Below are 25,835 nucleotides of genomic sequence, written 5' to 3'. Positions count from 1 at the left end.
CCACCACAGCCAGAGCAGCGAGGCGGCGATGTACACACCACCATAGGCCGCATAGACACGGCCCGCGCTTTCGGTGGGGTGCAGCGTGAGCAGCCAGGCAAACAAGGCCAGAGCGGCGGCTCCCGGCAGCAGCCACAGTACGTGCTTACCCTGTCGGAGCACGGCGTAGGCGGCGAAACAACCGCCGATCTCGGCGACAGCGGTCAGGGCAAACAGCGCCAAGGTGTTGAAGGAGCGGATGAAGTCCATACAAAGAAGTTAGTGCTCAAAGAGCATGATGAGCAGGCCGAGGAGGCAAAGCATCCCACCCAACACGCCGCTTTCATACTTCTCAAGCCATTGCAGCTTAAGCTTCTCAAACCCCGCGAGGGTGAGCCAGGTGAAGACGATCATGCCGCCGACAGTTGCGAGCGAAAGAATGAGGGTGAGGGCAAAAAAACCACTCCAGCCGTATTTGACGCCGGAGACATAGACCGGCAGGAAGCCCTCGCACGGCGAGAAGGTGAGCAGCGTGAACAGGCTGGCGATGGCCGCCCAGTCGGACTTGGGCGAGGGTGGTGTGGGCGCTTCACCATGGCCGCAGCCTTCATGCGCATGACCGTGCTCATGCTCCACAAAGGCCACCGCATGTTCATTCATTAGTCCGCCATGGGAGAAGCGCACGAGAGCTTGAAACTCATGCGGCTCAGGAATGTCCGAGGTGGATTGCAGGAAGTCATCGCCCGTCTGAAAAACGAAAGTCTGGCGCATCCCTTCAGGCCGCACGGTTTCGATGGTCACGCTGTCGGTCGCTGGCAGTGGCACGGGCTGCTTGTGCTCGTTGTAGAAAAACAGGCGGAACTCCGGCGGAACAGCGGTTTCAAAAACGGTGAGTTCGATGAACCCGTGGCCGTTGCCCACCATGATGCCACCGCGCGGTCCGTCGCCGATGGGGCCATGCGCATGCGCCTCATGGCTGTGTCCGCCAAAGAGGTGCGCATGGCCGTGGCTTCTGCCGCGCAGTTGCTGAATGACGTAGTAGAGGCCGAAGATCAACAGCGCGCCGCCCGCGATCAGCGGAAATGTGCTGCCGACTTTTTCGCTCAGTGTCATCCCACCCCATGCGACGAGAAAGCCAAGGATCGCCGTAAACAGCACATGCCCGGTGCCCGCGAGCGCCGTGACAAGCAAGGTCTTGGAGCGATTCCATTTCTGCACGCGAGCGGTGAGGACAAATGGCAGCCAGTGCGTGGGGATGGCGGCATGAAGAAACGCCACGGTGAAGCCCGTGACAGCGATGGTGGTGAAGACGGCTTGGTTCATGGCGGTAGTGGGTTAGTGAGGTTTGAAGGGGGGCTTTCAACCAAGCATCAAGCATGCACACGGCCCGCTCTCTCGGTGGGATGCAGCGTGAGCACCCATGTGAGCAAAGTGAGGGTCTTCTGACAGTTCATTCGCCGGGACGCGCGTGTGCGATGAAAAAAGATGGATGAATCTCGAATAGGCGCAGCCTCCCCGCGTCTGACCAAGACGCCGCAAGAATGTGGCAACAAATCAAAAGCAAACCTCCACTCATCATGAAAAAATTCATCACCCTCCTCGCTGTCACCGCGAGCCTTGCTGTTCTCGCTCCCGCCACATCGCAGGCGTTTGACGGCCACGCCTCCAGCCGCAACTTCGCGAACAACTGTGGCTCTTGCGGCACGCCAGTGTATCACGAACGCGCCATCACGGGCTATGACCGCCACAGGAACCCGGTATATGGCTACCGCACCGCCAGCCACAACTGCCGCCCAAGCAACGGTCATGGCAGCGGCAACCGCTTCGGGCATGGTTCGAACCATGGCGGCAACAGTGGTGGACACTTTGGCCCATCGGGCTTTCAGTTCAATTTTGGTGGGCGCTCCAGCGGTCATTGAGTAAGTGTGTTGAACTGTTGGTGAGCCAACCGTGCATGCCGGAGAAAGAGAGTTCCGGCGGGCTATTTTTGGGGACATTAAAGTGGAGGCGGTCATTGCTTCAGGAGTTTCTTGATACTGGGGAGGCTGAACGCCTCGCCGACGAGTTCATCGCCGCGATAGACCTGAATGCCCCAGCCGTGGTAGCGGCTCCCGACGGCTTCAACATTCTTGAATTTGGCACGCCGGCCGCTGCCGGATTTCACGGAGTGCTGCGGCGTGAAATTGAAGGTCACTACAGGCGAGGTGAGGCGCGTGCTTTTGCCCGCCTCCAGCACAGCGGTGAGCGAGTGTGATTTCAGCGCGACGAGTTTGTCAGTGCCGAGGTCATCGGCAAAGAAGGTGCAGGTTACTTTGACCTCGCCCTGAAGCGTGTTGCTGCCACGGAGTTCTATTTCCAAATTCTTCTTTACCACTTCATCGATGCTGCCTTTGGGATCTGCATGTTCCGTCTTCACGGTAGCGGTGACGCGTATAGGGGTGACGGCCTGCGCAACGAGCGGGATGCAGAAGCCCAGCGCGAGCAGCGGCAGAAAACTACGTATGTTTTGGGAGAGAGTGTAAATTTTCATGAGGCCAGTGGATTTGGGTGAAAGGCGGCGGTTCCTCGCCATGCGCTGTAGTAAAACAGCAGAAGAAAAGTCAGGATGAGCACCATCACGGTGATGGCCCCCCAGTTGGACCCGCTTGAATGACGCAGTACGGCGACGAAGCCCGTCAGCCAGCCGCCTACCGCGAAGACAGGGCTGATTATTCGGCAGAGGGCAAAGGCGATGATATCACCCTTCTCCTCACCAGGGCGGTGCCAACTGCTGCCGCCAGTGAGCAGGCCTGCAACGAAGATCACCAAGCCACAGAATGACAAGGCAAGTGCCCATTTTGCCGAAGGTGTGATCGATGGTGGCGGTTCCTCAGTCATGGAGAGGGGCTTTCATTGGGGGCATTCCGCGCTTTTGCTGTGGCGGATCAAGCAAACCGATCTGGTTGACGTAATCCGGACCAAAAAATGGAATGTGCAGGTTGACCTGGATTCGCATGCCGGGTTTCAATTGGGTGGACGAGACTTCATGCTCACCGAACCAGAAGATGGCCCGCGATGAGTAAACAAACTGGCGCGCGGGGCCGCCATCCTGGGCGAAAGTGATCCATCGTGTGCTGTGGTTGACACTGAGAACCATGCCGGTCATGGAGGTTCCCCGAGTGCGGTAAACTCCAGCATTGGAGGGTCGCCAGTAAGACGATCCGAATGCTTCGGCGGAGGATGGCAGCCAGAAGGAGGCGAGAAGAGCCAAGAACCCGAGCCTAGCGAGATTACTCATGGCGTGGAAAAAAGGTTAGTGAGTAATCGTCAAACACGATCAATGACTTCGTTCCCATATAAGTGAGGAATTCATGGTGGACTCAATGAGCGGGGATGGGAGGCCCGGAAGATGAATCCGGGTCGGCGGCGGGATCGACTTCGGCCTCAAAATCTTCGGGCTTCATGTCGCCGTGGCGGTGAAACATCCGGTAGAGTGCGGGCAGGACCAGCAGAGTGAGGATGGTCGAACTGATGATTCCCCCGATGACTACGCTCGCGAGGGGCTTTTGCACTTCAGCACCGCGGCCGTGGGCGAGAGCCATCGGCACAAAGCCGAGCGCGGCGACCAGCGCAGTCATTAGCACGGGCCGTAAGCGCGTGATCGCACCTTCACTGATCGCATCATCGAGGCTCTTTCCATGCAGGCGCAGTTGATTAATGAAACTGACCATGACGACACCGTTGAGCACGGCGACACCACTCAGTGCGATAAAGCCGACGCCAGCGGAGATGGAAAGCGAGATGTCACGCAGCCACAGCGCGACGATGCCACCGGTGAGCGCGAGAGGGACGCCGGTGAAGACGAGCAGCGAATCCTTCACGCTCCCAAACGCCATGAAGAGCAGCACAAAGATAAGTCCGAGCGCAAGCGGCACCACAATTTCCAACCGCTTGGTGGCACTCTGAAGTTGCTCAAACTGCCCGCCCCACTCGATCCAATAACCGGCCGGAACCTTAACGATGTCGCCTACCTTTGTTTGTGCTTCGCCAACGAACGATCCAATGTCCCGCCCACGAATGTTGCAAGTGACGACAATGCGCCGCTTGCCATTCTCCCGGCTTATCTGGTTTGGGCCGGGTTTTTCGTCGAAGTCGGCGACCTCGCTGAGCGGGATGAATGAAGTTGTTTTTGCTGCGACTTTACGACGCGCACCTTCATTTTCGTCATCTTCATCAGCAGGCAGCGCGATGGGGATGCGGCGGAGTGCGTCAAGGTCATTGCGAAGTGCTTCGGGCAACCGCACGACCAGCTTGAAACGGCGGTCGCCCTCGAAAAGGTTGCCCGCCTCGGTGCCACCGATCGCGGCTTCGATGACTTCCTGTACTTCGCCGACGCTTAGGCCGTAGCGCGACATCACCTCGCGCTTGAGCTGGATGGTGAGCATGGGCAGGCCGCCGACAGGCTCGACCTTCACCCCTTCGTTACCGCTGACGGTGCGGAGTGCATCGGCGATTTTTTCGGCGGTGGCGACAAGCACGTCCATATTGTCGCCGAAAATTTTGACCCCCACGTCGCTGCGCACGCCGGAAATCAGTTCGTTGAATCGAAGCTGAATCGGCTGCGACATTTCATAGGTGTTGCCGGGGATCTGATCAATGGCGGCGTCGATTTCTTCGATAAGTTTGGCTTTGCTCTTGCCCGGATCGGGCCATTCCTTCTGCGCCTTCAACATGATGTAGCCATCTGCGATACTTGGTGGCATCGGGTCACTCGCGACTTCTGCGGTGCCGACACGGGCGAAGACTTCTTTCACTTCCGGGAATTCGAGAAGCCGCTTTTCGAGCGTTGCTTGCATCGCGAGGGTTTGGGTGAGGCTGGTGCCAGGTATGCGCATCGCCTGAAGGGCGATGTCGCCTTCGTCGAGGCTCGGGATGAATTCCGTGCCCATGCGCGAAGCAATCAGGAAGCTGAGAGCAACAAGGCATGCGGCGATAGTCGCCACAGTGGGACGGTTCTTCAGCGACAGGCCAAGAAGGGGAACATAGACCTTCTTGGCCCAATGCATGAGAAAATTTTCTTTCTCGCTCACTATTCCGTTGAGGAAAATGGCGACGGCGGCGGGCACGAAGGTGAGGGCGAAAATCATCGCGCCGGCGAGTGCGACAAGGACGGTGAAGGCCATCGGCACGAACATCTTCCCCTCAACACCGGTGAGCGTCAAGATGGGCAAATAGACCACCATGATAATGAAACCGCCAAAGATGCTCGGCGTGATGACTTCCTTGGTCGCGGTGAAGACCACATGGAAGCGCTCGCGCGGAAGAAGCAACCGGCCTTTGGCGTGCTGATCTTCGGCGAGATGGCGGATGCAGTTTTCGACGATGATGACCGCACCATCAACGATGATCCCAAAGTCGAGTGCACCCAGGCTCATGAGGTTGCCGCTGACCTTTTGCTGCACCATCCCGGTGATGGTAAAGAGCATTGACAGCGGGATGACCGCCGCGGCGATAAGAGCGGCTCGGAAGTTTCCCAACAGTGCGAAAAGCACGACGATGACGAGCACCGCCCCCTCGAAAAGATTCTTCTTCACCGTTTCGACCGTGGCATCAACGAGGTTGGTGCGGTTGTAGATAGTGTTTGCGACGATCCCCTCCGGCAGCGTTTTGTTTACTTCTTTCATCCGCTCCGCGACACGCTGGGAGACGACTCGCGAGTTTTCATCCACCAACATGAAAGTCGTGCCAATGACAGCTTCATGGCCGTTATAAGTGCCGGCACCTGTGCGCAGTTGCTGGCCTATCGCCACGCTGGCTACGTCGCGTATGCGCACTGGCACCCCCTTGCGAGCACCTATGACAATTTGATCGATGTCGGCGATGTCCATGACCTGGCCCGGTGCGCGGACGAGATACTGCTCCCCGTTGCGCTCAATGTAGCCGGCTCCAATGTTGGCATTGTTCTGTGCCAGGGCAGTCATCACGTCGCGAAAGCTCAATCCGTAAGCGACCAGCCTTCGCGGATCAGGCGTGATGTGATACTGCTTTTCAAAACCGCCGATTGTGTTGACCTCGACCACGCCCGGCACATTGCGCAGCTGGGGCTTGATGACCCAGTCCTGCACCTCGCGCAAATCCGTGGGAGTGATCGGCGAGCCATCTGACTTGGTGGCACCGGGCTTCGCATCCACCGTCCACATGAAAATCTCGCCAAGACCCGTGGAGATCGGCCCCATTCCGACCTCGACGCCGGGTGGGAGCTGCTCCTTCACCTGACCGATGCGTTCGGCAATCTGCTGTCGCGCCCAATAGATGTCGGTGCCGTCCTTAAATACCACGGTGACCTGGGAGAGGCCATAGCGCGAGATTGAGCGTGAGTATTCGAGCTTGGGGATGCCCGCCATCGCTGTCTCGATAGGAAAGGTGATGCGCTGCTCAGCCTCCAACGGCGAGTAGCCGGAAGCTCCAGTATTGATCTGAACCTGCACATTGGTGATATCCGGCACCGCATCAATCGGCAGCCGTTCGTAATTGTAAACACCCAACGCACCCAGCGCCAGCGTGCCGATGAGCACAAACCAGCGGTGCTTGATAGAGAAGGCGATGAGCTTGGGAATCACAATTGTGGCGGTGGGAGGTTTTCGCCCGTACGGATGCGGATGGCGCTCTCCACCTGGGTCACGATGATCATTCCGTCACCAACGCTGCCGGAATGTGCGGCGGAGCGTATGAGGTTGACGATTTCTTCAGCCTGCGAATCGTCGGCAACGATCTGAACGAGGTTGCGACGATGAAAGGAAATATTTTGCTCGGTTAGCTGATAGTCTTCAGCAGTCTCGGGTCCGCTGCCGTGACCGAGCACCTCCAGCACGGTGAGGCCGGGAAAACTTCGCATTCCTTCCAGCGCGTCAACCACGCGTGGCAAATATCGATGTTGGATGTAGGCTTCGATTTTTTTCATCTTTCTTTCTTTTTGCGGGTTAATGCTCCGCTTCGCCTTTGCCGAGTTCGGCTTTGACGACGAAGCTGTTGGCACTGACGTATTTTTCGCCCGGCTTCAGACCGAAGACGACATCCACGCGCTCGCTGTCGCGGACACCGAGTTTCACCTCGCGCGCTTCAAACACGTTGCCTTCCTCGACAAAGACCACGGTCTTGTTTCCGAGCGTTTGCAGCGCACTGAGCTTCACCGTGACTGGCGCATCATTCTCACCTGTGATGATCTCCGCAGTGACGAATAGACCTGGCCGCAGGTCGCCCTTTGCATTCGGCACAGTAGCCCGCGCCAGCATGGTCTGCGTCCCCTCGGCACCGAACGGCGAGATGTAGTCTATTTGCGTCTTGATCGGTTGCCCGCCTTCCGTGTCGTGACGGTCGCCCGTATGGACTTCGACTTGCTGGCCTTTGCGCAGCAGTCCGAAGTCCTGTCGGAAGATATTCAAGTCGACCCAGACCGTGCTCATGTCCGCCACGGTGAAGACCATTTTGTCATTGTTGACAAATTCTCCCAACGTCATGTCACGCTGGATGATGGTTCCTTTCAGATCGGAGGTGATATCATAGACGTTGAGGCTTTCGTTGCTCTCGACAATTCCAAGCACTTCGCCTTGTTGCACCACGTCACCGAGTCGTTTTTTGACTGCTTTCACGACGCCTGGAAAGCGCGGCATGACATGCGCCAACGACTCCTCGTTGGCGGTGACCTTGCCATAAACTGAGAGGCTGGTCTTTATTTTTGCGGGACCTGCCTCCTCAATGCCAAGGTTGGCGTTCTCGCGCTGCTTGGCTGATAAGTCGACGCGGTCTTTCTTCTCTGCTCCCTCCTTGACCTCGCTCTGCTCCTTGCCTGCGGGCTGTGAGTTGGATTTGAGGATTTTCCAGCCCGCAAAGGCCGCGAAAGCGATCACTGCGGTGATGAGGACGATATGAATGAGCTTTTTTTTCATAAACCGTTGTGGAGGTTAGCGTGAACCTTTGGCCTTCGACTTGGAATTGGAAAGATGACCGTGAAGCTCAACGGGCTGTGCGGTGAGCGCCTCCACATTGGCAACGGCCTTGTGGTAATCGGCTAGAGCATTCAGGTGGCGGTTCCTCACCTCGGTCAGCGTCCGGCGGGCTTCAAGAATTTCGAGCTGGCTGAAACGACCTGCCGAATAGCCTTCGCTGAGCAGCTTCACGGTTTGCTCCGCAGCTGGCAGGATGCGCTCCTTGAGCGTTACGATCATATCAGCCGCGCGTCGCATCGTCTGATAGGCCACGCTTAGCTCACCGAAGGCACGCGCTTGAATTTCACGCTCTTCAGGCCGGGCCTTGGCAAGCAGCGCGCGCGCTTCGGCGATATTCCCTTGGTTGCGGTTAAAGAGCGGTAAAGGAAGCGAAAAGCTGATGACTCCCATCGTATAACTGTCGCCTCCGCCCACTATGCGCGGACCGATACCGACGGTAAGATCGGGAACCACCTGCGCCTGCTGCACCCGTAGGACGGCTTCACGATGTTCGCGTTCGGTTGTCCAGCGTGCGAGCTGTGGATGATTGCCCAGTCGCTCAACGAGGCTGGTGAAAGACGGCAAGGGCTCCGTGTGGTCGAGATTACCCGTGACGCTTTCGAAGGTGATCGTGCGCGTCTCACCCCACTGAGCAGCGAGGACGGCCTTGGCTGCCAGCAGATCCCGCCGGCTCTGATCCAGACTTATTTGCGCAACCTCCACGGCGACAGAGGCGCGAGTCAGCTCCACCTCCGGGGCTGCACCTTTTTCGAAACGTTTTTGCGTCAGTGGCACTGCATTTCCCCAAAGACGAACCGTTTCTTCCGCCAGCGCGAGCCGACGCTGGGCCACAAGCACATCGACAAAGGCCTGCGTCGTGTTGCGCAGGACTGCCACACGCTTCACCTGATAGTCGAAATGCGCCAGGGTGCGGCTCAGCTCCGCCTGTGTGGTGCGGGCGGCCCGCTTGCCTCCAAGCTGCACGAGCTGGCTCAATTGCAAAGTGTGCTCGGCGTTGTTGCCCCTTGCATAATCACCGGTACCTGTGACGTCCTCCGCTGACAGGCTCACATTTGGATTGGGGATGAGACGCGCTTGAATGATCTGAGCTTCCGCCGCACGAATGTCCCAGAAGGAGGTGGCGAGTTCCGGACTTCGCTCCAGTGTGAGTGCCAGCGCCCGAGCCAACGTGAGCGTGCCACCAGTTGATTCCTGGGAGTATGCTGAAGAAAGAGTTAACGCAGTAACCGCCAGGATAATGCGAGGGGAGCAGGAAAAGTTCATGGCGTTTATTGAAATGGAGATGGGTCTGAAGACTCAAGTGGTTCCACCCGCCCTGGCAGCGCGAAGCTGCGCCGGGCGGGCGGAGGGTGATTTAGGAAAACTGTGTTACTTCTTTTTTTCCTCCTTCTCCTCTCCATGAGCGCAGGTGCAGGCGTATTCCTTGTTCTTGCAGGTCGGGCAGTCGTTGAGGTTGAGGTTGAATTTCTCATTGATGGCCTTGTCACCTTCCTTCGCACGGATTTGCACCACGGTGGGGAGGTCATTGCCTTCAGGGACGGTTTTGTCGGACACCAGCTTGTCTCCGTCTTTGGTGAAGCTCAGCTTGGTTGGAGCAGAGCGGTCCCCAACAGTGACGCTGATGACCTGCGCGCCAGGGGCGACGACTTTCATATCGTCGTTGATGAAACGGATTTCGACCTTTTTGTCTTTGTTCACGAAGAACTCGACATGGGGTTCAACTTCAGTGATGAGCCTGCCGCCTGTGGGGCCGGCTTTGGCTTCATGTTCGTGTTTGTCTTTGTCGGCAGCACTGGCGGTGAAGGCCAGTGCGAGGGTGAGCAGGGTGGTGAGCAGTTTGGTTTTCATGAGTTTACGTTGTCTGTGGTTTGGTTGTTTTTGTTTGCCCCATTTTCATGGGGAAATTGATGGTGAGAACAGGTCACTTTTGTTCCTTTGGCTTGGCTGGCTCACAGGTGCAGGCGTATTGAGGATGCCTGCCAGCAGGGCAGAGGGTGAGGCTGAGTGTAAACTTATCTGCCGTCACCTGTGACTCTCCGGGCTTTGCACGGAACTGCACCAAGGTGGGCAGGTTATCGCCTTCGGGGATGGCCGTGTCGGAGACGAGCTTGTCGCCGTCCTTGGTGAAGGTCAGTACGGTGGCGCTGGTGCCAACACCAATGGTGACGGCGACTTCCTGGCCGTTGGGAGGCAGGACGATGTTGGCGTCACCCACAAAACGGACTTCCACCTTTTTTGTGACGGGGTTGACCAGGAACTCCATGTGCGGCTCCACTTCGACGAGGAGCCGTCCGCCGGTGGGGCCGGCCATGCCGTGATAACCGGCCTTCGGGTCGTCCGCCTGCACCCAAAACAGGCGTACTGCCAGAATGCTCAAAATAAGCAGTGTGTATTTCATGCGATTCATAATGTGATCGAAAGGTTGGTTTAGTTTAGCCGCAGTAGAGAAGCTGTTAAGCCTCAACCGCCTTGGAAATTCGTTAATGTGAGGCAGGTGCTTCATTCTCGATGGCCTTTGCGGCGGCTTTGCGACCAATCAGCCAGAACATCGCGGGTGTAATCGCCATATCGAGGAAGGTGGAGGAGATCAGCCCCCCCACGATGACGACGGCCACGGGATGAAGAATTTCCTTGCCTGGTTCATCGGCCGCGAGAACAAGTGGAATGAGGCCGATGCCAGCGGAGAGTGCCGTCATCAGCACCGGCACAAGACGCTCCAGAGTGCCGCGAATGACCATCTGGCGTGTGAAGCCTTCTCCCTCATGTGTCATGAGGTGCAAGTAATGACTGATCATCATGATGCCATTTCGCGCAGCCACACCACCGACAGCGATGAAACCGACGAGCGTAGCAATACTGATGTTGTTCAGCTTAAAATAAGTGAAGACCAGACCGCCCATGAGAGCAAGCGGGATATTCACCAGCACCTGCAGCGCTAGCGATGCGCTGCGGAAGTAGCCATAAAGCATGAGGAAGACAGCGACAAATACGATAGAAGAGAAGACTGCGATACGCTGGGTGGCTTCCTTCTGTGCCTGGAATTCGCCCTCGAAGGTGATGAAGTAGCCTTCTGGCAGCTTCACCTTCGCAGTAACCTCTTCGCGGAATCTAACGACTAGATTCGAGACGTCTCGCACGGTGGGCTTGATGGCGAGTGCAAAGCGACGCTGACTATTCTCTCGGAAGATGACGTTCGGTCCCTTGGCCTCGCGCACATCCGCGACGAGCGACAGCGGGATGCGCTGGGCACCGCCGGTTTCAACTGGCAGCTCGGCAATTTTGTCCGGCGAATCACGCCACTCGACTGGCAGACGCAGGACCAGATTGACGCGCCGCTGACCTTCGCGCAATTCAGCGACTGATTTACCACCGATGAGGCTGGAGAGCTGGTCATTCAGTTTGCCAGGCGCGATTCCGTAGGCTTTGGCACGGTCACGATCCGCCTCAATGCGCAGCTGCGGGATGGAGGAAGTCTGGTCGAGCTTGCAGTCCTGAAAGCCGGGAATGCTCTTGGCGATGGTTTGAATCTCGATGCCCAGCTGGCGCAACTTGTCGAGGTCGGGGCCGAAAATCTTGATGGCCACGGGAGCGGAGACCCCGCTCATCATGTGGCCGATGCGGTCCGCGAGCGGGCCGCTGACGACGGCAAAGACGCCGGGCACGGTTTTGAGCTTCTTGTTAATGTCATCAAGGATTTCCTTGCGGTTGCGACCCCTGCTTTGGTTTTCGCCTTCGATCTCGCGGAAATCCACATCGAACTCAGCGGTAGAGACGGGCACGACATGGTCGCCACGTTCCGCACGACCTAGGCGGCGGCCCACCTTGCGGACTTCTGGAACGGTGAGGATTTGCTGTTCGATGACGTCGGAGATTTTGTTCATCTCTTCGAGCGAGGTGCCCGGTGCGGTGGTGGCGGCGACGAGAGCGGTCTCCTCCTGAAACTTGGGCAGGAAGTCCTTGTTCATCTTCGGATACAGCAAGAACGAGGCAACTAGAAGCACCCCAGCGATGGTTAGGACAATGAGCGGCTGATTGAGAGCAAATCGCAGCAGAGTATGCTCCAGCAGCCACTTCATGTTGCGGGTGATAAAGCCGTCCTTGTGCGCATGGCCCGCCGCAGGGTTCAGCAATATCGAGCACAGCACCGGAATGGCGGTGAGTGAAACGATGAACGAGGCGATCATCGAAATGATCGTGGCGATGGCGATGGGAGCGAACAGCTTGCCCTCCACGCCAGTCAAGCCGAGCAACGGTAGAAAGACGAGGATGATCAGGATGGTGGCGTAAAGAATGGAGTTTCGCACGTCACCCGAGGCTTTGGCGATCACCTTTAATCGAGGGTGGGGAACTGGCAGGGTGGCGTTTTCCCGCAGACGCCGGAACACATTTTCCACATCGACAATCGCATCATCCACGACCATGCCGATGGCGACAGCGAGGCCGCCGAGGGTCATGGAGTTCACGCTGATGCCGAACCACTTGAAGACAAGCAGGGTAATGCCAAAGGAGAGCGGCATCGCCATCAGGGTGATGAAGGTGGTGCGGAAGTTCAGCAGAAACAGGAACAGCACGATGGTGACCATGATGGCTCCGTCACGAATGGCATCGGCGAGATTGCCAATGGCATGATCGATGAAATCCTTCTGCTGAAACAGCAACGTGGTCTCGATGCCTTTGGGAAAGGTGGCCTGGAGTTCCTCAAGCGCGGCTTTGATCTGCTCCGTCAGCTTTCGGGTGTCGAATCCTGGAGCTTTGGTGATGGACATGATGACGCCGTAGGTCGGCGATTTTTCGGGGGCCTGGCTGACGGTGGCATCACCGCGCATGGGTTCGATGCCCCAGACGACGTTGGCCACATCCCCGATGGCAATGGGCCGGTCGTTAATTTTTTTGATGATCGTACGCGCGATGTCATTCAGCTCCACAGTCATCGCCAGATTGCGCACCATGATCTCGGTGGGTCCGGTGTTGAGGAAGCCGCCTGTGGTTGTGTTCGCCGCTTCAGAGGTAGCACGTTCCAACTCCTCGTAGCTGATCCCATTGGCCTGCATCTTGTAGGGGTCGGGCTGGATCTCGATGCGTTTCACGCCGCCGCCCATGTTGAGGATCTCTGCTATGCCAGGTACGCTCTTCAGACGGCGCATGATCGTCCAGTCGGCCAGTGAGCGCACCTCACGCGGCGGCAGGTAGCCGGGCTCGCCTTCCTTGATGGTGGAGCGCACACCAACGAGTAGTATCTCGCCCATCAGCGAGGCGACCGGCGTCATAAAGGGCTGAACGCCTTCGGGGAGCTGGCCTCGGGCGGCCTGAAGCCGTTCCTGCACGAACATGCGCGCCCGGTAAATGTCCATGTCCCAGCCAAACTCGGCATAGACCAAGGAGAGGGCGACGTCGGAGTTTGAGCGCAGCCGCGTGAGACCCGCCACGCCCATGAGCGCGGTTTCAATGGGTTGTGTGACACGCATCTCCACCTCCTCCGGTGCAAGGCCGGGAGATTCCGTGAGGATGATGACCGTCGGCTTGGTCAGGTCCGGCAGCACCTCCACCGGGAGCTCCGTGGCCGTGCGCATGCCCATCACCATTAGGATAAGAGAGACACCGATGATGACCGCCCGATTTGCGAGCGACCAGTGGATCAATTTGTTGAGCATGGCTAGTGCACCTCCTTCTTCAGGGTTTTTGCTGATGCGGCTTCATCCTCGTCAGTGGAGCCCCCCCTTTTTTTGGCGAACAGGGACAGCAGCAATAAAATCAGGAGAACGATGCTGGCATACATCCACATGGAACTGGCACCTTCTTCGGCATGGGCATGGCCGTCTGCCGCGCCGCCCTTTTTAGCCTCCATCTCGGCCTTCTTCTCCGGCGTCAGTTCGCCACCATCGGCGGCATGTTCATGGCCGTGCGCCGCATCCAGTGCTTCTTTCAAGGAGACACTGCTGGCTCCCGCAAAGGACAAGGAATAGGCACCGCGCGTCACGACTTCATCGGCTGGCAGCAGGCCCTGAGTGACCTCGAGAAAGCGGTCATTGATCTCGCCCACCTGCACCTGGGTTTTCACAAAGGCATTCGGCAGATCGAAGTCCTTCACATAGACAAAGCGGTTGCTCGACTCTCCCTGCAAGGCGGCACGCGGCACGCTCACCACATTGCTGCGCTTGCTCATCACAATGGAGAACTCAGCGCGCATGCCCGCCCGCAGCAACCCGCCGGGATTGGTCAGGCGGAAGATGGCGTCAATCGTGCCGCTCTCTTTGTCCGCACTGGTGCCGAAGCGGAGCAGCTCACCTTTGAACTTTTCATTGGGCAGAGCGGCCACTTTGATGTGAGACTCAGTGCCCGCTTTCATACGTCCCGCCTGATGTTCTGGAACACGGGCCACGGCATACACTTCGCTGAGATCAGTGATTTCCAGCAGCGCCTTCTCCGGGTCCAGCGGGTCACCCAGCCGTGCGTCAACTCGTGTCACCAAGCCCCCCAGCGGAGCTTTGAGCGGAATGACAGGCGGCGGATCACCTGGCTGGCGGCTCTCAATTCTCGCCACCTCGTCATCTTTCTTCACCATGTCACCGGGAGCGATCTTCAACTCCACAATGCGTCCCGAAATACGGCTGCTCACGGCAGCCACCTTGCTCGGAATAGCTTCGATGCGGCCCAGTGAAAAGATGGTGGCCTCGAAATCAGTCTCCTCGACCTCGACGGTTTCGATGCGAAGGTTTTTCACGCCGGTTTCATCCAGCACCACAGTATTAGCGGCGCGTTTGGGGTCGCCTTCGGCAAGGACAACGCCGGACAGGGCTAGGCAAAGGAACAGTCGGGCAAGGGATCGTTTCATAATGTAATTCAGAGGGGATGTTGCAGAGTGATTAGCGTTGCGTTGGCGTGGCTGAAGTGGCCGGAAAAGCGGGCGCATGCTTGCCGGTGGCTGCTTCGTAGCGGATACGGGCCAGATGGAAATCACGCACGGCATCCAGCGCGGCGGCTTCGAGTTGCAGACGTTGTTCACGCGCACGCAGGATGGTCAGCAAGTTGGTCTGACCCTGCTCGTAGGCTTTTTCGAGCTTGTCGGTCTGCTCGATGACGAGCGGCAGCAGTTTGTCCCGCGTTTCATGGGCCAGATCGGCATTGGCCTGCATCTCGCGGCGTGCAGTTTCAGCTTCGCTGATGATCTGTTTGCCCAGGGCCTCGCTTTCCAGTCGGGCACGTTCGGCACTCGCGGTCTTTTCGGCGATCTCGCCTTGGTTGCGGTTCCAGAACGGCAGCGGGATAGAAATGCGGAAACCCAGAAATCCTGTGCGTTCGCGATGGGTAGGCGTCACATCCTGCATTTCACGCGAAGCAAACAGGCCCACTGTCACATCTTGCATGCGGCGCGCCTTGGCGAGGTTCGTGTTCGTCAGTGCTGCCGCGATTTTGGTCTGTGCAAGCTGGTAGTCGGCGCGCTGCATCCAGCCTGCGCCCATGCCAGGGACGGCAAGAGCTGGAAGATCGCCGGAGAGGTTCAGCGCATCCGTCGGCTGCAAACCCAGCATGGGCTTGAGCTGCCCCAGCAGGCTGACCGTGGTTGTCTCCAGCTTCCGTGTCTCCAGCAGGAGTCGTTGTGCATCCACCTGTGCCTGGGCGGCATCAAGCGCGGAAATCTCTCCAACTTTGGCACGCCCACGGACGAACTCGGAGAGCTTCGATGCCAGAGCGGTCTGCTGCTGACGCAACGCACGCTGCTGAGTGAGCGACAGCAGTTGCACGGCAAGACTCTGCGCCTCGGCAATGAAACGGCGCTCGGCATCTCTCACCTCCAGTTCCGCCGCGCCCACCAGTTGCGAAGTGAGCTTCTTTTCCAGGCTGAGTCTGCGCGTGATGGGAAAAGCCTGATCAATGGAGAAGATGCCAGTTTGCGGACTGACGTTGCTTTGATTCTGAAAGCCATAGCCAAACTCTGGATTCGAGAGCCTGCCAGAACCGAGCTGGCGACCGCGTGCCTCCGCCACAGCGAGGCGGGCGGCTTTGAGAGTGGGATGCGAGGCGCGGACCTGCATGCCGATGTCAGCAAGCGAAAGCGTAAGGGCTGGGGCCGACGAGGCGACAGCCAACATCAAGGACGTAAATAAAAGGGATGAGCGAAACATAGACAGGGTGGTGGTTTGAGGTTTGCAGGCGTGGACATGCCATGTCCTGAGCAAAGGAAAGAAAGTCGAAGCGCCTCAGCCGTCAGTCGTGGACGGCGGCGCAGACTTCACTCAAACCAAAATCACCATGCAACGTGCCACCTGCAAAGCCGCAGGCGGCGGACTCTCTGCCCCGGTGTCCAGAGGCGTGGTCATCATTTCACTCACTGTGAGCGTCTGAATCAGCACCCACTCATGAACTGGTCTCTCCGAAACCAATACGGCCACAAAGACCGGAATGGAAACTGCTGACAGACCTGCTGTGCCGGTCTGCAAATCCACGGCGAGCGGTGCATGATGTTCGGTGTCCTCGTGATCACTATCATCCTTGTGTGAATCCTTAGAACAGGAAACAAAATCAATCTTCACAGACCCTGCGACTTGATGGCAGTGCTCATCGTCCGTGGCCACCGCCGGGCCTTGATGGTCACACACAAACCCACGCTGCATTCCAAATACCTGTGCGCAACCCACGACCAGAACGGCCAGCAAGGTAAGGATACGCTTATGATGAAGAGCCATGGATAAGATCGAGTATGATGGGAGCAGAATTGACTTTATTCAATATTTTTTTTTCGAAACTCCAGATCCTAGATGGTCGAGAGCAGGAATGTTCAGGGATTTAATTTATTCATCACAGATGCAGGCATACTCGGGGTTCCCGCATTTTTCACAGGTGTGAAGCTGAAGCTTGATGCGGAAGTTCTTCGGCTTTGCCTCTGGCGTGGCTTTGGCTTGCAAGACGACTTGGTAGCATTCCCCCTCGGGAAGCTTGCTGGTCGAGACGAGCCTGCCGTCCTTTACCTCGAAGGCAATTTTGGTTTTGCCGCTTGGTGCTTCAGCGGAGGCGGTGAAAACTTCGGTCGTAGCGGGTTGAGCTTTCATCTCGCTGTCATAGACAGCAATGCTAATGCTACGGTCTTTTTCGACATAAAATTCGGCCTGCTTGCCGCCGAGGTCAAGCAGGAGACCTTTGCGAGGCCCGGCTTTGACTTTGGCATCAGCAAAGACGGACGTGGTGGCAAGGGCGGCGACGAGTAGAATGTTCAGCAGTCTTTTCATGGTGTGTTTGTTTGGGGTGTGGTTTCCGTTCGACCCCGTCGTAGCTCACAGGCACGAGGAGCAGGATGGGGATGGAAACGAAAACGATCCAGGCCCAGCTCTGCGAGCGCGATGTCACGATTGGCGATGGCCTTGCGCAAACCAAGCCGCCCTGGCCATTCGATAGGCTGCGCAAGGCTCGCTGAAAAGGCCAGCCCGTCAGAGTTGGCTTCCGGCGCGATGAGCTTGTTCTTGCCGTATTGGAGTTCGAGCGTGGGATTTGACTGCCTGCCCGCCGTGCTGCCGTTGGCCCGTGCCTTGATAATTTCCGCTTCGTAAAAGCGGATTTCCGTGTTGGCCGTGAGTGTAAGCGAGACCAGATGCTCAATGCTTTTGGGCACGGGCTGTTCCGCTGCCGGAAGCGATGAAAGGACTGCATAAAGCAGGGATGAAATGAAAATCGCACGCAATGATGAAACGGGATCGGGTTGCAAAGGACAGGCATGAAGAAGACCCGGCGTGAGGCTGTGTGGATGCCACCATCTGCGGGTGTGCATCAATCCGGCGCATTCATTCACCACCCCATACGGCGGTGTTGCTCACGGAAAATAATCAGGCCAATTCCGAAGGAGCGCGCGCTGGTAATGCCGCACGGCTCACAAAGATCCACGTCGTTCGTAGCTCAATTGGTGCGGTGGTCATTTCGCTGACGGAACCAGAAAGAGCTGTCGAGCTTTCATTCCGATGAAACATTGCCGCCAGCAAATCAAGCAGCTCTACCATTTGCATCTCCGGCATCATTATCGCCGCAGGCATCTGGCTGTGGGCAATGGTGTCGCTGGGGCAGGTGTTCTGTGACTCCCCGCCATCTTCATGATGAGCTGGATCACCCTGGCATTCACAAGCCTTGCAGGTGCTTTCTGAAACCCAGCAACACATCGAAGCAGGCACCATGAGGGCCAGCAGGATAAGTGCGGTAATTTGCCAGAAGCGTTTCATTGACGAAGCGATGCTAAAAAATCGCAGAAGGGCAGAAATGGTCAAGTGGTGATCGTATCGGGCGGGAGCTTTTGATATGACGCGGACGGCGAGTGCGGAGTCTGTTGTGCGCATGAGACTTTCCTGATCACATCGATGGCGGTTCTATAGAGTCTATGGAATACGGAGGCGTCTGGGTTTCGGCACTGTCAACGAACAGTGCATGGCAGCAGTATCACGCCTTGTTGCCATGCCTCCAGGTTTCGAATGGAGGCGTTTGTTAAATGGCGTTGATAGCCACGTCAGAGGCTGACTTCTTGGCCGTACCCGTGAAATCGAGCGCGACCGGTCGGATGAGTGAGCATGAGCCTCGTGGAGGGGGGGAGGCGTTTGCGATTTCATTCGGCGGTGGCGCTTCTTTATGGCGAGCGGGGAAAAGCCTGGCTTGCCATTCGCGGAGCGATGCCAAGCGGGGCGATTGAGGAGGCTTGATGGCTCCGCGCACCTTGGGATGGCGCAGCTGACGAGGCTGTTACAAGGGCGGCATCTGGGACATCTGAAGTGCCTCAAAGCTGGCGGGCGCAGATGGGCCTGCATGAACACGCAGGCTGATCGGAGCCGGGGTTTGAAGTTGAGGGCGTTGCGGGACACTTCCCGCTCGAAGGGGTAGCAGCGCACGAAGTAGCCGCGAGGGGAAGACTTTCCCCACCAAAAGTCTCAATCTCAAGATGAAACATCCCAACACATGGATGCCAAATGTGCGTAACGTTGATCTACTACTTGCTGACCTCGGGATCATATCCCAAATACTCCACCAATAGCTTTCGATTCTGTTCAGATGGAGGGTTCTTGTGCAGCTCCCAATACTTGAGCGTGCCCTTTGAAATCCCCAGTTGGCAAGCCAGCTCCTTCATCGTCAGATTCTCCTTCAGGCGCTTAGCCCGCACATGATCAGCAAGGCAGGTCGGTTTCAAATGCCTGTCCGACCGCAGCCACCAACGACGCGTATATCGCCCCCGATTGACCGACAACCGCCGTTGATGAAAAGCCAACAAACGCATCCGGGAGCGGGGAGAAGGATTAGCACTGCTTTAAACCGTCACCGCACCGGCACGAATCGCACGATGTTGCGGTGGTAGACTTCGCACTCCTTCTTGTGCATCCAGATGCTGAACCAGAAGAGGAGGGCACCGAAGATGACGACGGAAAATACCAGCAGGCGGCTTTTGGGGGAACGCGATGCGGCGAGGGCGGCGAGGCTGCAAAGCGACATCACATAGTAGGGCCATGCCCAATCCTTGCGCCGTTGGGTTTGCTCCTGAATCAGCGGTGCGAAATCGGGAGAGCGGGTGGCAAGGATGCGGGGGGTGGCCTTGTCGCGCAGATCGATGTAAGGCCAGACGCTGGCGCAAGAGACGCAGATGATGGCCAGCGCCAGCATGCGGCACTTGGCTTCGCCGAACATGAAGGAGACGATCAGAAACGTCAGGCCGATGCCCAGTCCGTACAGGGGCAGGGGCTCCAGCAGCAGATGGAGGTACTCGGGGTCGCAGATGCTCTGCCAGAGGGTGGTGAGTTCGCGCCACATGTTGGAAATGCTGAATGATGAATGATGAATGAGTAGTGGCCTGGGTGCCTGGGCAAGCGACTTAAAGGCTCTCAAAACAACTCCGACTGCCCGGTGACTGGCGGCATGAGGCCGAGTTTGCGGTAGGCGGCGGGCATGGCGACGCGGCCGCGGGGGGTGCGTTTGAGGTAGCCTTGCATGACAAGGTAGGGCTCGTGCACGTCTTCGAGGGTGCTGGTGTCTTCACCGACGGCAACGGCGACGCTGCCCATGCCGACGGGGCCGCCGTCGAACTTGCCGATGATGGTTTCGAGGATGCGGGTGTCCATTTCGTCGAGGCCGGATTCGTCGATGTCGCGCATGGTGAGCGCCTGACGTGCGACGTCTTCGGTGACGATGTTTTGCGCTTTGACCTGGGCAAAATCACGCACCCAGCGGAGGAGGTGATTGGCGATACGCGGCGTGCCACGAGAGCGGCGGGCGATCTCGTGCGCGCCTTCGGGCTCGATGGCGACGTTCATCAACCGTGCGGAGCGGATGAGGATGTGCTGGATCTCTTCGGCGGTGTAGTAGTCTAGACGGTTTGGAATGCCGAAGCGTGAGCGCATCGGTGCGGTGAGCATGCCGGCTCGGGTGGTGGCACCGACGAGTGTGAAGGGGGGGAGATCGATGCGGATGGTGCGCGCCTTGGGCCCCTGATCGATGATGATGTCGAGGCGATAGTCCTCGATGGCGGGATACAGGTATTCCTCAATGCTGGGATGGAGGCGGTGGATTTCGTCGATGAAGAGGACGTCGCGTTCCTGCAGATTGGTGAGGATGCCGGCGAGATCACCTGCACGATCAATCTGCGGGCCGCTGGTGGTGTGCAGCTTGGTGCCGATGGCGTTGGCGATAAGATTGGCGAGGGTGGTCTTGCCCAGTCCGGGAGGGCCGCAGAGGAGGACGTGATCCAGAGACTCACCGCGCATCTTGGCGGCCTCGACCATGACGAGGAGCTGTTCTTTGACCTTGGTCTGGCCGTGGAACTCGGAGAAATCCGCCGGGCGGAGGGCGAGATCAAAGGGAGAGTCGGGGTCGTTGAGCGCGGGATTCACTGCTTATATAGGAGCGTGCGCGGCGCAGAGTGCAAGGTGTGGCGCACGGCTCTTCGTGCAGGGATGCGCAGATTTTGGCATCGGTGTGAAGTGGCGCGCTGAAGGGCCGGATTTGATCAACCACGGAATACACAGAATACACGGAAAGGATTTCGGATTCTGGGGAGGTGTTTTTCGGTGTGACCAAAATGCTGCACCCGCGATGAGAAGTGCCTGTGAAGCAGCGGAATGCAGCGTCCTTATTACCCATTTGGCCTCCGCGAATCGGGCGGCGCGAAGCGTGAGTGATCGTTGGGATCGAGTTGCACTTTCTCCACGGGAGGATTGATCGTGGTTGATGGAGTAGGAGACATTGTAGTCATTGGTGTAGCAGTCTCATTGGCTGTGAGCGTCGTGCTGACGACTGTGATTTTGCTCGGGGCGGTGGCGTGCTCCAGCCAGCGGAGGATGCCCGCCACGGGCAGCGCCACGATGAGGAAGGTTAGAATCGGATGGTAGGCTCCATCGAAGATGTGTGCTTGAAACTCGGAGACCCAGGAGGCTGGCGGAAGATGGGCAAAGGTGAGCACAACCGCGACAACGACCACCACCCATTGCAGCCAGCGGAAGGCGTGACTCAGGGCAGGGGCTGCCCGCAGGCGGGCGGCCTTTTCCTCCTGTTCGGCCTGCAACTGGTCCATGAACTCTTCAATCGCGGCCACACGTGTTTGTGCCGGCAACTGGCGCACCTCCCACAGGGGATGCCAGTGCAGCATATCGCGCACGGGTGAAAACAGCATGGACGCCCGTCGTGCCTGCGCCCACGAAAGTGGAGCCCCCAGTCGCAGCCGTGCATGCAGCCACGAGGACAGGGGCCGCAGGGCAAACCACCAGATGAGGATCCCTGCGAGGAAGCAGAGGATGAAGAGAAGCGGATGTCCCTTGGCCGGTGGATTGGGCACACTGAGCAGGAACATCGCCATGGTGAGGGACATGCCCGCGAGCTTGGCCAGAAGGTCGAAGATGTGCGTCCAGAAAAGCATGGAGAGTCAGGATGAGGGACGCTCGATGTTTGTTCTGAGAACTGCCGATTGGCAATGGTTAAGTGGGAGGGGATCTGAACCAGAGGCACTTGGCAAGTGCCTCTCCTTGAGGGCTGTGTGACTCTTACTCGCGCCGGATGGAATCGGTGAGGGTGCCGCGCACGGCGGTGGCTACGGCGATGGCGCAGATGATGAGGCCGAAGCCGAGGACGGCGACGATGAGCTCGACGAGGAAGGTGAGGGGCAGGCTGCCGCCGCGTTCGATCAGCTGAGGCAGAACGGCGAGGGAGGCGGTGATGACGCCGAGAATGAGGCCGAGGACGAGCAGCAGGCTGTGCTCTCCCATGATCATGCTGCGCAGGGCTCCGGCGCGGAAGCCGAGGGCCTGCATGAGGCCGAGCTCGCCGCGACGTTCCAGCACATGGCGCGCGATGAGGACGCCGATGCCGGCGGTGCCCAGCAGCACGCCGAGACCCCCGAGGACGGTGAAAATGCCGATGTAGGTGTTTTGCACGCTGAGGAACAGCTCAAGCCGCTGACGCGTGGGTTCCAGTGCGAGGCCGCGCTGCTCAAGCTGGCGGGTGAGATGGGCGGCGATTTCGGCTGACTGTTCAGGTTTGGCATCGACCAAAAAGAAGCGGTAGCCGGCGGCATCAGGATACTTGGAGAGGTAGTCTTTTTCGGTGATGATCATCTTGCCTTGCAGGATGGAGCCCGCCAGCAGACCGACGATTTTCACCTGGAAGGTGTTTCCGGAACTGTCCTGGTAGTCCAGCGTATCGCCCACGCCTTTGCCGAGGCCCCACATTGCGGTGGCTTGATCGGCGATGGCGGGGATGCAGGAGTCGTCGTTGAGCTTGCCCCAAGAGCCAGATGCAAAGGCAAAGGTGCCGGTGAGCTTGGCCGGGTCTGCGGCCACGAGGACGGGCTTTTGGGCGCGATTGAGATTCAGGCAGCTTGCGTCGTCGCCATCGCGCACGCGGAAGGGCACCACGCGGGCCTGAGGCATGAGCTTTTCATCGAGGCCGAAGGCATCCCAGCCTGCTTTTACATTGAGGTCTTCATACACGGGCAATGAGGATTCGCCGATGAGCGCGAAGCCGCCGGTGCCGGAGTCGCGTGCGGTGGTGTCTCCTGCGCTCATGCGGAAGGCATTTACGGCGACGACGAGGAAGATGCCGCCGGCCATCATGCCGATGACTGCGAGACTGCGGGAGGGACGGCGGGAGATGTTGCGCAGGCCGATCTGCCGGAGGGAACGAGCGAGCGAGCCGCTGTCCCGCCGCATCCAGCCGCGGAGGAAGAGCAGTCCGGCGATCATCATCAGCATGCCGGAACCAAAGAACATGCCTGCTACGGCTTCGGGATTTTTCAGCACAAACCCGGCGGCGAGGAGTGAAAGTGCGACGACGGCGAGAATGAGCATCGGTTTGCTGCCATGCTTTTTCTGCACAGGAGCGAGGTCATCGCTCCATGAACCGGCGAGCAGGTCACGCGCCTGGATTTTGAAGAGCTTCCGGCTGGCCAAGCCGAGGGTGAGCAGCACCACGACCAGCGTGGCCAGCGCGGCATTGAAGATGGTAGCGAAGCTGGCGCTGAAGATGAGGGGCAGCCCCTGAGTGGCGCCGGTCCAGATGGCGGAGAGTCCGTGCAGTGCGGACTGGGTGTAGAAGATGCCGCCGAACACGCCGAGCAAAACGCCTGCCGTGGCGATGACGCCTGCCTCCAGCAGCCAGGCGCGGCGCACCATGCCGCGAGTCCAGCCCACGGCCAGGAGCAGGCCGATCTGCGCGGCGCGGCGCTCCAGGGTGAACAAGAACAGAAGCGAGGCGAAGACGAGAGCGGCCGCGATGAGAAACATGCTGAGGCCGATGAAGAGGCCACCGAAGTCCACGCTGCCTTTGGCGGCGTTTCCGGCATCCTGTTTGAAATCACGCGGCACCAGGCCGATGTCTGCAAGCTGCAGGCGCAGGGCGAGTGCGTTTGCCTTTGCCTCCATGGTCTGGCCTTCATTCGGCAGGCGAATGGCGGTGAGCTTGCCAAAGCGATTGGCCCAGAGTTTTTGGCCTGCCGCCAGAGTGATAAAGCCTTTGGGGGTGCCTTTGAATTCATCCCAGTAGGCTTCGTCTTTGTCGCGGATGGCCTTCATGTCCATGGGGATGCCGGGCTCCCAGTCGCGGCAGTTGTCCACGTCGGAAACGCCGGGGAAATCGGGAGTCCATGCCTTGGTGACCGTGGGATCATCCATGGGGAGGATCTTCGCGACTTTGAACTTTGCGGACTGCTGTTTGAGATCGCGACCCAGACCTACCACGAAATATTTGACCTCCAGTTCATCGCCGATGGCGAGTTTGTGATCATCGGCCAGCCATTGGGTGATGGTGATTTCATCATCCTTGCCGTGTCCGGTGGCGGTGACCATGGAGTAGGGGGTGCCGCCCTGCTTGGAGGTGATGCCGTTGACCAGATAGGTCAGCACGCCGAAGGCACCTTTGAATTCCATGAGTTTATCCGCGATGCCGCGATCCAGAAACACGCGGCTGGTGCTGATCTCCCATTCCTTCTTTGCGCCTTCGAGGCGTTTGAGCTTGAGTGCGAAATCCTCCAGGGTGCGATGTTCCTCCACATGAGCACGCAGTGTGTTGAACTGCGGATGAAGAAGTGCATTCACACGCCCGTCCATTTCGAGCTGGGTTTGCAGATCGGCAAGATTTACAAACACCGAGTCTGGCGGCACCTGCGAGGCGGTGAGCTGAAAGGCACCGAAGTCTTCCGCACTGACGACTGCAGCGATGGTGCGACGGAGGGAGATGTCTTGATTGGTGCTGCCGGAGAGGGGGGCATCGCGCGAAATGGCGCTGGGGCGCTCCAGCCGGATGAGGATGGTGTCGCCAGCTTTCACGCCGAGTTTGCGCGCGAGCGGTTCATTGATGGCCACGGCGGATTTATCAAAGGCGATGTTTTTGGAGCTGGTGCTGAGCTTCCAGAAGCTGGCGTCCACGCCGAGCACCTGGGCTCCGTTGACACGAACCTTGCCATTGGCTGCACTCGCTGCGCCGGTGGCGATGATGACAGGCGCGGCATTGGTCTTGCGCGCCAGGGTTTCGGTGAACCAGCGGTCTCCGCCGAGAATGCCGCCTTCCACCTTGCCGAGGCGCAGGGCCGCCACGCGCTCAAGGCTGGCGCGCACGGAATCACCCACGAGCATGGAGCCGGTCAGAATGGTGGCAGCCAGGAAGGTGCCGAAGAGGAGGCCCAGATGGCCACGCCAGTAATGGCGCGCGGACTGGAGGACGTAATCCGTAAGTTTCATTGCAGAGCGCCTTCGTGAATCGTCAGCACACGGCCCATGCGGTCTGCCTGTGCGCGATGATGGGTGACCATGATCAGCGTGACGCCGCTGCTTTTCTGAAGCTGGAGCAGCAGGTCGGTCAAAGTGTCGGCGCTGGTTTCATCGAGAGCGCCGGTCGGTTCATCGGCAAGGATGAGTCGTGGCTGATTGATCAGTGCGCGTACAAAAGCCACGCGCTGGCGTTCGCCGCCGGAGAGCTGCGCGGGCTTCCAGTCCATGCGGTCCTTGAGCCCTACCTGTTCGAGAAGGGACTCGGCGCGCTGCAAAGCATCTGCGGGAGGTGATTTCAGGGCGAGCGTGGGGAGCAGCACATTCTCCAGCACGGAGCATTGAGGCATGAGATGATGGAGCTGGAAGATGAAGCCGATTTTTTGGCTGCGCACGGCGGCAAGCTGCTGGGGCGTCAGGCTGGTGAGGGCCTGATCATCAAACGTGATGTCGCCGGAGTCGGGCAAATCGAGCGTGCCAAGAATGTTCAGCAGGGTGCTCTTGCCGCAGCCGGAGGGGCCGACGATCGCCACGGACTCACCAGCTTCAATGCTGAGATTGATGCCGCGCAGCACGGGCACCTGAGCGCCGCTGCCAGGGTCGGTGTAGGATTTGGAAACGTTGGTTAGTTGGATGAGTGGCATGGGATGAGCGTAAACAAGCT

The 25,835-nt window shown here is 58.5% G+C and carries 25 protein-coding genes; 1 reads left to right on the top strand and 24 read right to left on the bottom strand.

The window, feature by feature from the left end:
* Both WAW39_RS08720 and WAW39_RS08715 read right to left on the bottom strand, forming a co-directional pair.
* The coding region (locus WAW39_RS08720) for a hypothetical protein (protein ID WP_422317843.1) at positions 1–240 on the bottom strand (240 nt) is incomplete at its 3' end.
* 18 nt (positions 241–258) lie between these two features.
* On the bottom strand, positions 259–1,302 hold the full coding sequence (locus WAW39_RS08715) for a hypothetical protein (RefSeq protein ID WP_422317841.1): 1,044 nt from the start codon (positions 1,300–1,302) through the stop codon (positions 259–261).
* Positions 1,303–1,556: 254 nt separating this feature from the next.
* Here WAW39_RS08715 and WAW39_RS08710 point away from each other — a divergent pair, with 254 nt between their 5' ends.
* Complete coding sequence (locus tag WAW39_RS08710) at positions 1,557–1,898, top strand: hypothetical protein (protein WP_422317839.1); 342 nt, start codon at positions 1,557–1,559, stop codon at positions 1,896–1,898.
* A gap of 92 nt (positions 1,899–1,990) precedes the next feature.
* Here the strand turns inward: WAW39_RS08710 and WAW39_RS08705 are convergent, their stop codons facing one another.
* The 22 genes from WAW39_RS08705 to WAW39_RS08600 form a co-directional block, all read right to left on the bottom strand.
* On the bottom strand, positions 1,991–2,509 hold the full coding sequence (locus WAW39_RS08705) for a hypothetical protein (RefSeq protein ID WP_422317837.1): 519 nt from the start codon (positions 2,507–2,509) through the stop codon (positions 1,991–1,993).
* Positions 2,506–2,856: a hypothetical protein gene (locus WAW39_RS08700; RefSeq protein WP_422317836.1), complete on the bottom strand. Its 351-nt coding sequence runs from the start codon at positions 2,854–2,856 to the stop codon at positions 2,506–2,508. Before WAW39_RS08700 ends, WAW39_RS08705 begins: the two co-directional genes overlap by 4 nt.
* Positions 2,849–3,124 carry a hypothetical protein gene (locus tag WAW39_RS08695; RefSeq protein ID WP_422317834.1) on the bottom strand — a complete coding sequence of 92 codons (276 nt, stop codon included), beginning with the start codon at positions 3,122–3,124 and terminating at the stop codon, positions 2,849–2,851. The genes WAW39_RS08700 and WAW39_RS08695 overlap by 8 nt, the downstream gene beginning before the upstream one ends.
* A gap of 214 nt (positions 3,125–3,338) precedes the next feature.
* The gene (locus tag WAW39_RS08690) at positions 3,339–6,578 is read right to left on the bottom strand and encodes an efflux RND transporter permease subunit (protein ID WP_422317832.1); all 3,240 of its coding nucleotides are present in this window, start codon (positions 6,576–6,578) and stop codon (positions 3,339–3,341) included.
* The gene (locus tag WAW39_RS08685) at positions 6,575–6,919 is read right to left on the bottom strand and encodes a P-II family nitrogen regulator (RefSeq protein WP_422317830.1); all 345 of its coding nucleotides are present in this window, start codon (positions 6,917–6,919) and stop codon (positions 6,575–6,577) included. The genes WAW39_RS08690 and WAW39_RS08685 overlap by 4 nt, the downstream gene beginning before the upstream one ends.
* 19 nt (positions 6,920–6,938) lie before the next feature.
* Positions 6,939–7,904, bottom strand: coding sequence for an efflux RND transporter periplasmic adaptor subunit (locus tag WAW39_RS08680; RefSeq protein ID WP_422317829.1), 966 nt, complete (start codon positions 7,902–7,904; stop codon positions 6,939–6,941).
* A gap of 15 nt (positions 7,905–7,919) precedes the next feature.
* Positions 7,920–9,227 carry a TolC family protein gene (locus tag WAW39_RS08675; protein ID WP_422317827.1) on the bottom strand — a complete coding sequence of 436 codons (1,308 nt, stop codon included), beginning with the start codon at positions 9,225–9,227 and terminating at the stop codon, positions 7,920–7,922.
* Positions 9,228–9,332: 105 nt separating this feature from the next.
* Complete coding sequence (locus WAW39_RS08670) at positions 9,333–9,812, bottom strand: hypothetical protein (RefSeq protein ID WP_422317825.1); 480 nt, start codon at positions 9,810–9,812, stop codon at positions 9,333–9,335.
* 73 nt (positions 9,813–9,885) lie between these two features.
* Positions 9,886–10,362 (bottom strand): hypothetical protein, encoded by a 477-nt coding sequence (locus WAW39_RS08665; RefSeq protein WP_422317823.1) that lies wholly within the window; start codon positions 10,360–10,362, stop codon positions 9,886–9,888.
* Between the two features lie 82 nt (positions 10,363–10,444).
* Positions 10,445–13,615 (bottom strand): efflux RND transporter permease subunit, encoded by a 3,171-nt coding sequence (locus WAW39_RS08660; protein WP_422317821.1) that lies wholly within the window; start codon positions 13,613–13,615, stop codon positions 10,445–10,447.
* Positions 13,616–13,617: 2 nt separating this feature from the next.
* A complete protein-coding gene (locus WAW39_RS08655; RefSeq protein ID WP_422317819.1) occupies positions 13,618–14,796 on the bottom strand; it encodes an efflux RND transporter periplasmic adaptor subunit in 1,179 nt (392 codons plus the stop codon).
* A 31-nt stretch (positions 14,797–14,827) separates the two neighbouring features.
* Positions 14,828–15,997 (bottom strand): TolC family protein, encoded by a 1,170-nt coding sequence (locus WAW39_RS08650; protein ID WP_422317817.1) that lies wholly within the window; start codon positions 15,995–15,997, stop codon positions 14,828–14,830.
* 201 nt (positions 15,998–16,198) lie between these two features.
* Positions 16,199–16,648, bottom strand: coding sequence for a hypothetical protein (locus tag WAW39_RS08645; RefSeq protein ID WP_422317815.1), 450 nt, complete (start codon positions 16,646–16,648; stop codon positions 16,199–16,201).
* Between the two features lie 105 nt (positions 16,649–16,753).
* Positions 16,754–17,188 (bottom strand): hypothetical protein, encoded by a 435-nt coding sequence (locus WAW39_RS08640; RefSeq protein WP_422317813.1) that lies wholly within the window; start codon positions 17,186–17,188, stop codon positions 16,754–16,756.
* Positions 17,185–17,568 carry a hypothetical protein gene (locus tag WAW39_RS08635; RefSeq protein WP_422317811.1) on the bottom strand — a complete coding sequence of 128 codons (384 nt, stop codon included), beginning with the start codon at positions 17,566–17,568 and terminating at the stop codon, positions 17,185–17,187. Before WAW39_RS08635 ends, WAW39_RS08640 begins: the two co-directional genes overlap by 4 nt.
* 211 nt (positions 17,569–17,779) lie before the next feature.
* A complete protein-coding gene (locus WAW39_RS08630; protein WP_422317809.1) occupies positions 17,780–18,166 on the bottom strand; it encodes a hypothetical protein in 387 nt (128 codons plus the stop codon).
* 755 nt (positions 18,167–18,921) lie between these two features.
* Entirely contained in the window at positions 18,922–19,206 is a 285-nt protein-coding gene (locus tag WAW39_RS08625; protein ID WP_422317807.1) for a helix-turn-helix domain-containing protein, read from the bottom strand.
* Between the two features lie 38 nt (positions 19,207–19,244).
* Complete coding sequence (locus tag WAW39_RS08620) at positions 19,245–19,733, bottom strand: hypothetical protein (protein ID WP_422317805.1); 489 nt, start codon at positions 19,731–19,733, stop codon at positions 19,245–19,247.
* 71 nt (positions 19,734–19,804) lie between these two features.
* The gene (ruvB, locus tag WAW39_RS08615; RefSeq protein WP_422317803.1) at positions 19,805–20,809 is read right to left on the bottom strand and encodes a Holliday junction branch migration DNA helicase RuvB; all 1,005 of its coding nucleotides are present in this window, start codon (positions 20,807–20,809) and stop codon (positions 19,805–19,807) included.
* A 242-nt stretch (positions 20,810–21,051) separates the two neighbouring features.
* On the bottom strand, positions 21,052–21,831 hold the full coding sequence (locus WAW39_RS08610) for a hypothetical protein (RefSeq protein WP_422317801.1): 780 nt from the start codon (positions 21,829–21,831) through the stop codon (positions 21,052–21,054).
* A gap of 124 nt (positions 21,832–21,955) precedes the next feature.
* Positions 21,956–25,144 (bottom strand): FtsX-like permease family protein, encoded by a 3,189-nt coding sequence (locus WAW39_RS08605; protein WP_422317799.1) that lies wholly within the window; start codon positions 25,142–25,144, stop codon positions 21,956–21,958.
* Complete coding sequence (locus WAW39_RS08600) at positions 25,141–25,815, bottom strand: ABC transporter ATP-binding protein (protein ID WP_422317797.1); 675 nt, start codon at positions 25,813–25,815, stop codon at positions 25,141–25,143. Before WAW39_RS08600 ends, WAW39_RS08605 begins: the two co-directional genes overlap by 4 nt.
* Positions 25,816–25,835 lie beyond the last annotated feature (20 nt).

The sequence above is a fragment of the Prosthecobacter sp. genome (genome assembly GCF_049294395.1).
Taxonomy (GTDB): domain Bacteria; phylum Verrucomicrobiota; class Verrucomicrobiia; order Verrucomicrobiales; family Verrucomicrobiaceae; genus Prosthecobacter.
This window is presented reverse-complemented; position numbering and strand designations above follow the sequence as displayed.

Excerpts from the sequence above, each read along its gene's own strand:
- WAW39_RS08630 (WP_422317809.1), bottom strand. The coding sequence starts at position 18,166 with ATGAAACGCTTCTGGCAAATTACCGCACTTATCCTGCTGGCCCTCATG.
- WAW39_RS08680 (WP_422317829.1), bottom strand. The coding sequence starts at position 7,904 with ATGAAAAAAAAGCTCATTCATATCGTCCTCATCACCGCAGTGATCGCT.
- WAW39_RS08695 (WP_422317834.1), bottom strand. The coding sequence starts at position 3,124 with ATGACCGGCATGGTTCTCAGTGTCAACCACAGCACACGATGGATCACT.
- WAW39_RS08625 (WP_422317807.1), bottom strand. The coding sequence starts at position 19,206 with ATGCGTTTGTTGGCTTTTCATCAACGGCGGTTGTCGGTCAATCGGGGG.
- WAW39_RS08655 (WP_422317819.1), bottom strand. The coding sequence starts at position 14,796 with ATGAAACGATCCCTTGCCCGACTGTTCCTTTGCCTAGCCCTGTCCGGC.
- WAW39_RS08660 (WP_422317821.1), bottom strand. The coding sequence starts at position 13,615 with ATGCTCAACAAATTGATCCACTGGTCGCTCGCAAATCGGGCGGTCATC.
- WAW39_RS08705 (WP_422317837.1), bottom strand. The coding sequence starts at position 2,509 with ATGAAAATTTACACTCTCTCCCAAAACATACGTAGTTTTCTGCCGCTG.
- WAW39_RS08700 (WP_422317836.1), bottom strand. The coding sequence starts at position 2,856 with ATGACTGAGGAACCGCCACCATCGATCACACCTTCGGCAAAATGGGCA.
- WAW39_RS08620 (WP_422317805.1), bottom strand. The coding sequence starts at position 19,733 with ATGTGGCGCGAACTCACCACCCTCTGGCAGAGCATCTGCGACCCCGAG.
- WAW39_RS08605 (WP_422317799.1), bottom strand. The coding sequence starts at position 25,144 with ATGAAACTTACGGATTACGTCCTCCAGTCCGCGCGCCATTACTGGCGT.
- WAW39_RS08715 (WP_422317841.1), bottom strand. The coding sequence starts at position 1,302 with ATGAACCAAGCCGTCTTCACCACCATCGCTGTCACGGGCTTCACCGTG.
- WAW39_RS08665 (WP_422317823.1), bottom strand. The coding sequence starts at position 10,362 with ATGAAATACACACTGCTTATTTTGAGCATTCTGGCAGTACGCCTGTTT.
- WAW39_RS08650 (WP_422317817.1), bottom strand. The coding sequence starts at position 15,997 with ATGCAGGTCCGCGCCTCGCATCCCACTCTCAAAGCCGCCCGCCTCGCT.
- WAW39_RS08685 (WP_422317830.1), bottom strand. The coding sequence starts at position 6,919 with ATGAAAAAAATCGAAGCCTACATCCAACATCGATATTTGCCACGCGTG.
- WAW39_RS08645 (WP_422317815.1), bottom strand. The coding sequence starts at position 16,648 with ATGGCTCTTCATCATAAGCGTATCCTTACCTTGCTGGCCGTTCTGGTC.
- WAW39_RS08675 (WP_422317827.1), bottom strand. The coding sequence starts at position 9,227 with ATGAACTTTTCCTGCTCCCCTCGCATTATCCTGGCGGTTACTGCGTTA.
- WAW39_RS08640 (WP_422317813.1), bottom strand. The coding sequence starts at position 17,188 with ATGAAAAGACTGCTGAACATTCTACTCGTCGCCGCCCTTGCCACCACG.
- WAW39_RS08600 (WP_422317797.1), bottom strand. The coding sequence starts at position 25,815 with ATGCCACTCATCCAACTAACCAACGTTTCCAAATCCTACACCGACCCT.
- WAW39_RS08710 (WP_422317839.1), top strand. The coding sequence starts at position 1,557 with ATGAAAAAATTCATCACCCTCCTCGCTGTCACCGCGAGCCTTGCTGTT.
- WAW39_RS08610 (WP_422317801.1), bottom strand. The coding sequence starts at position 21,831 with ATGCTTTTCTGGACGCACATCTTCGACCTTCTGGCCAAGCTCGCGGGC.
- WAW39_RS08670 (WP_422317825.1), bottom strand. The coding sequence starts at position 9,812 with ATGAAAACCAAACTGCTCACCACCCTGCTCACCCTCGCACTGGCCTTC.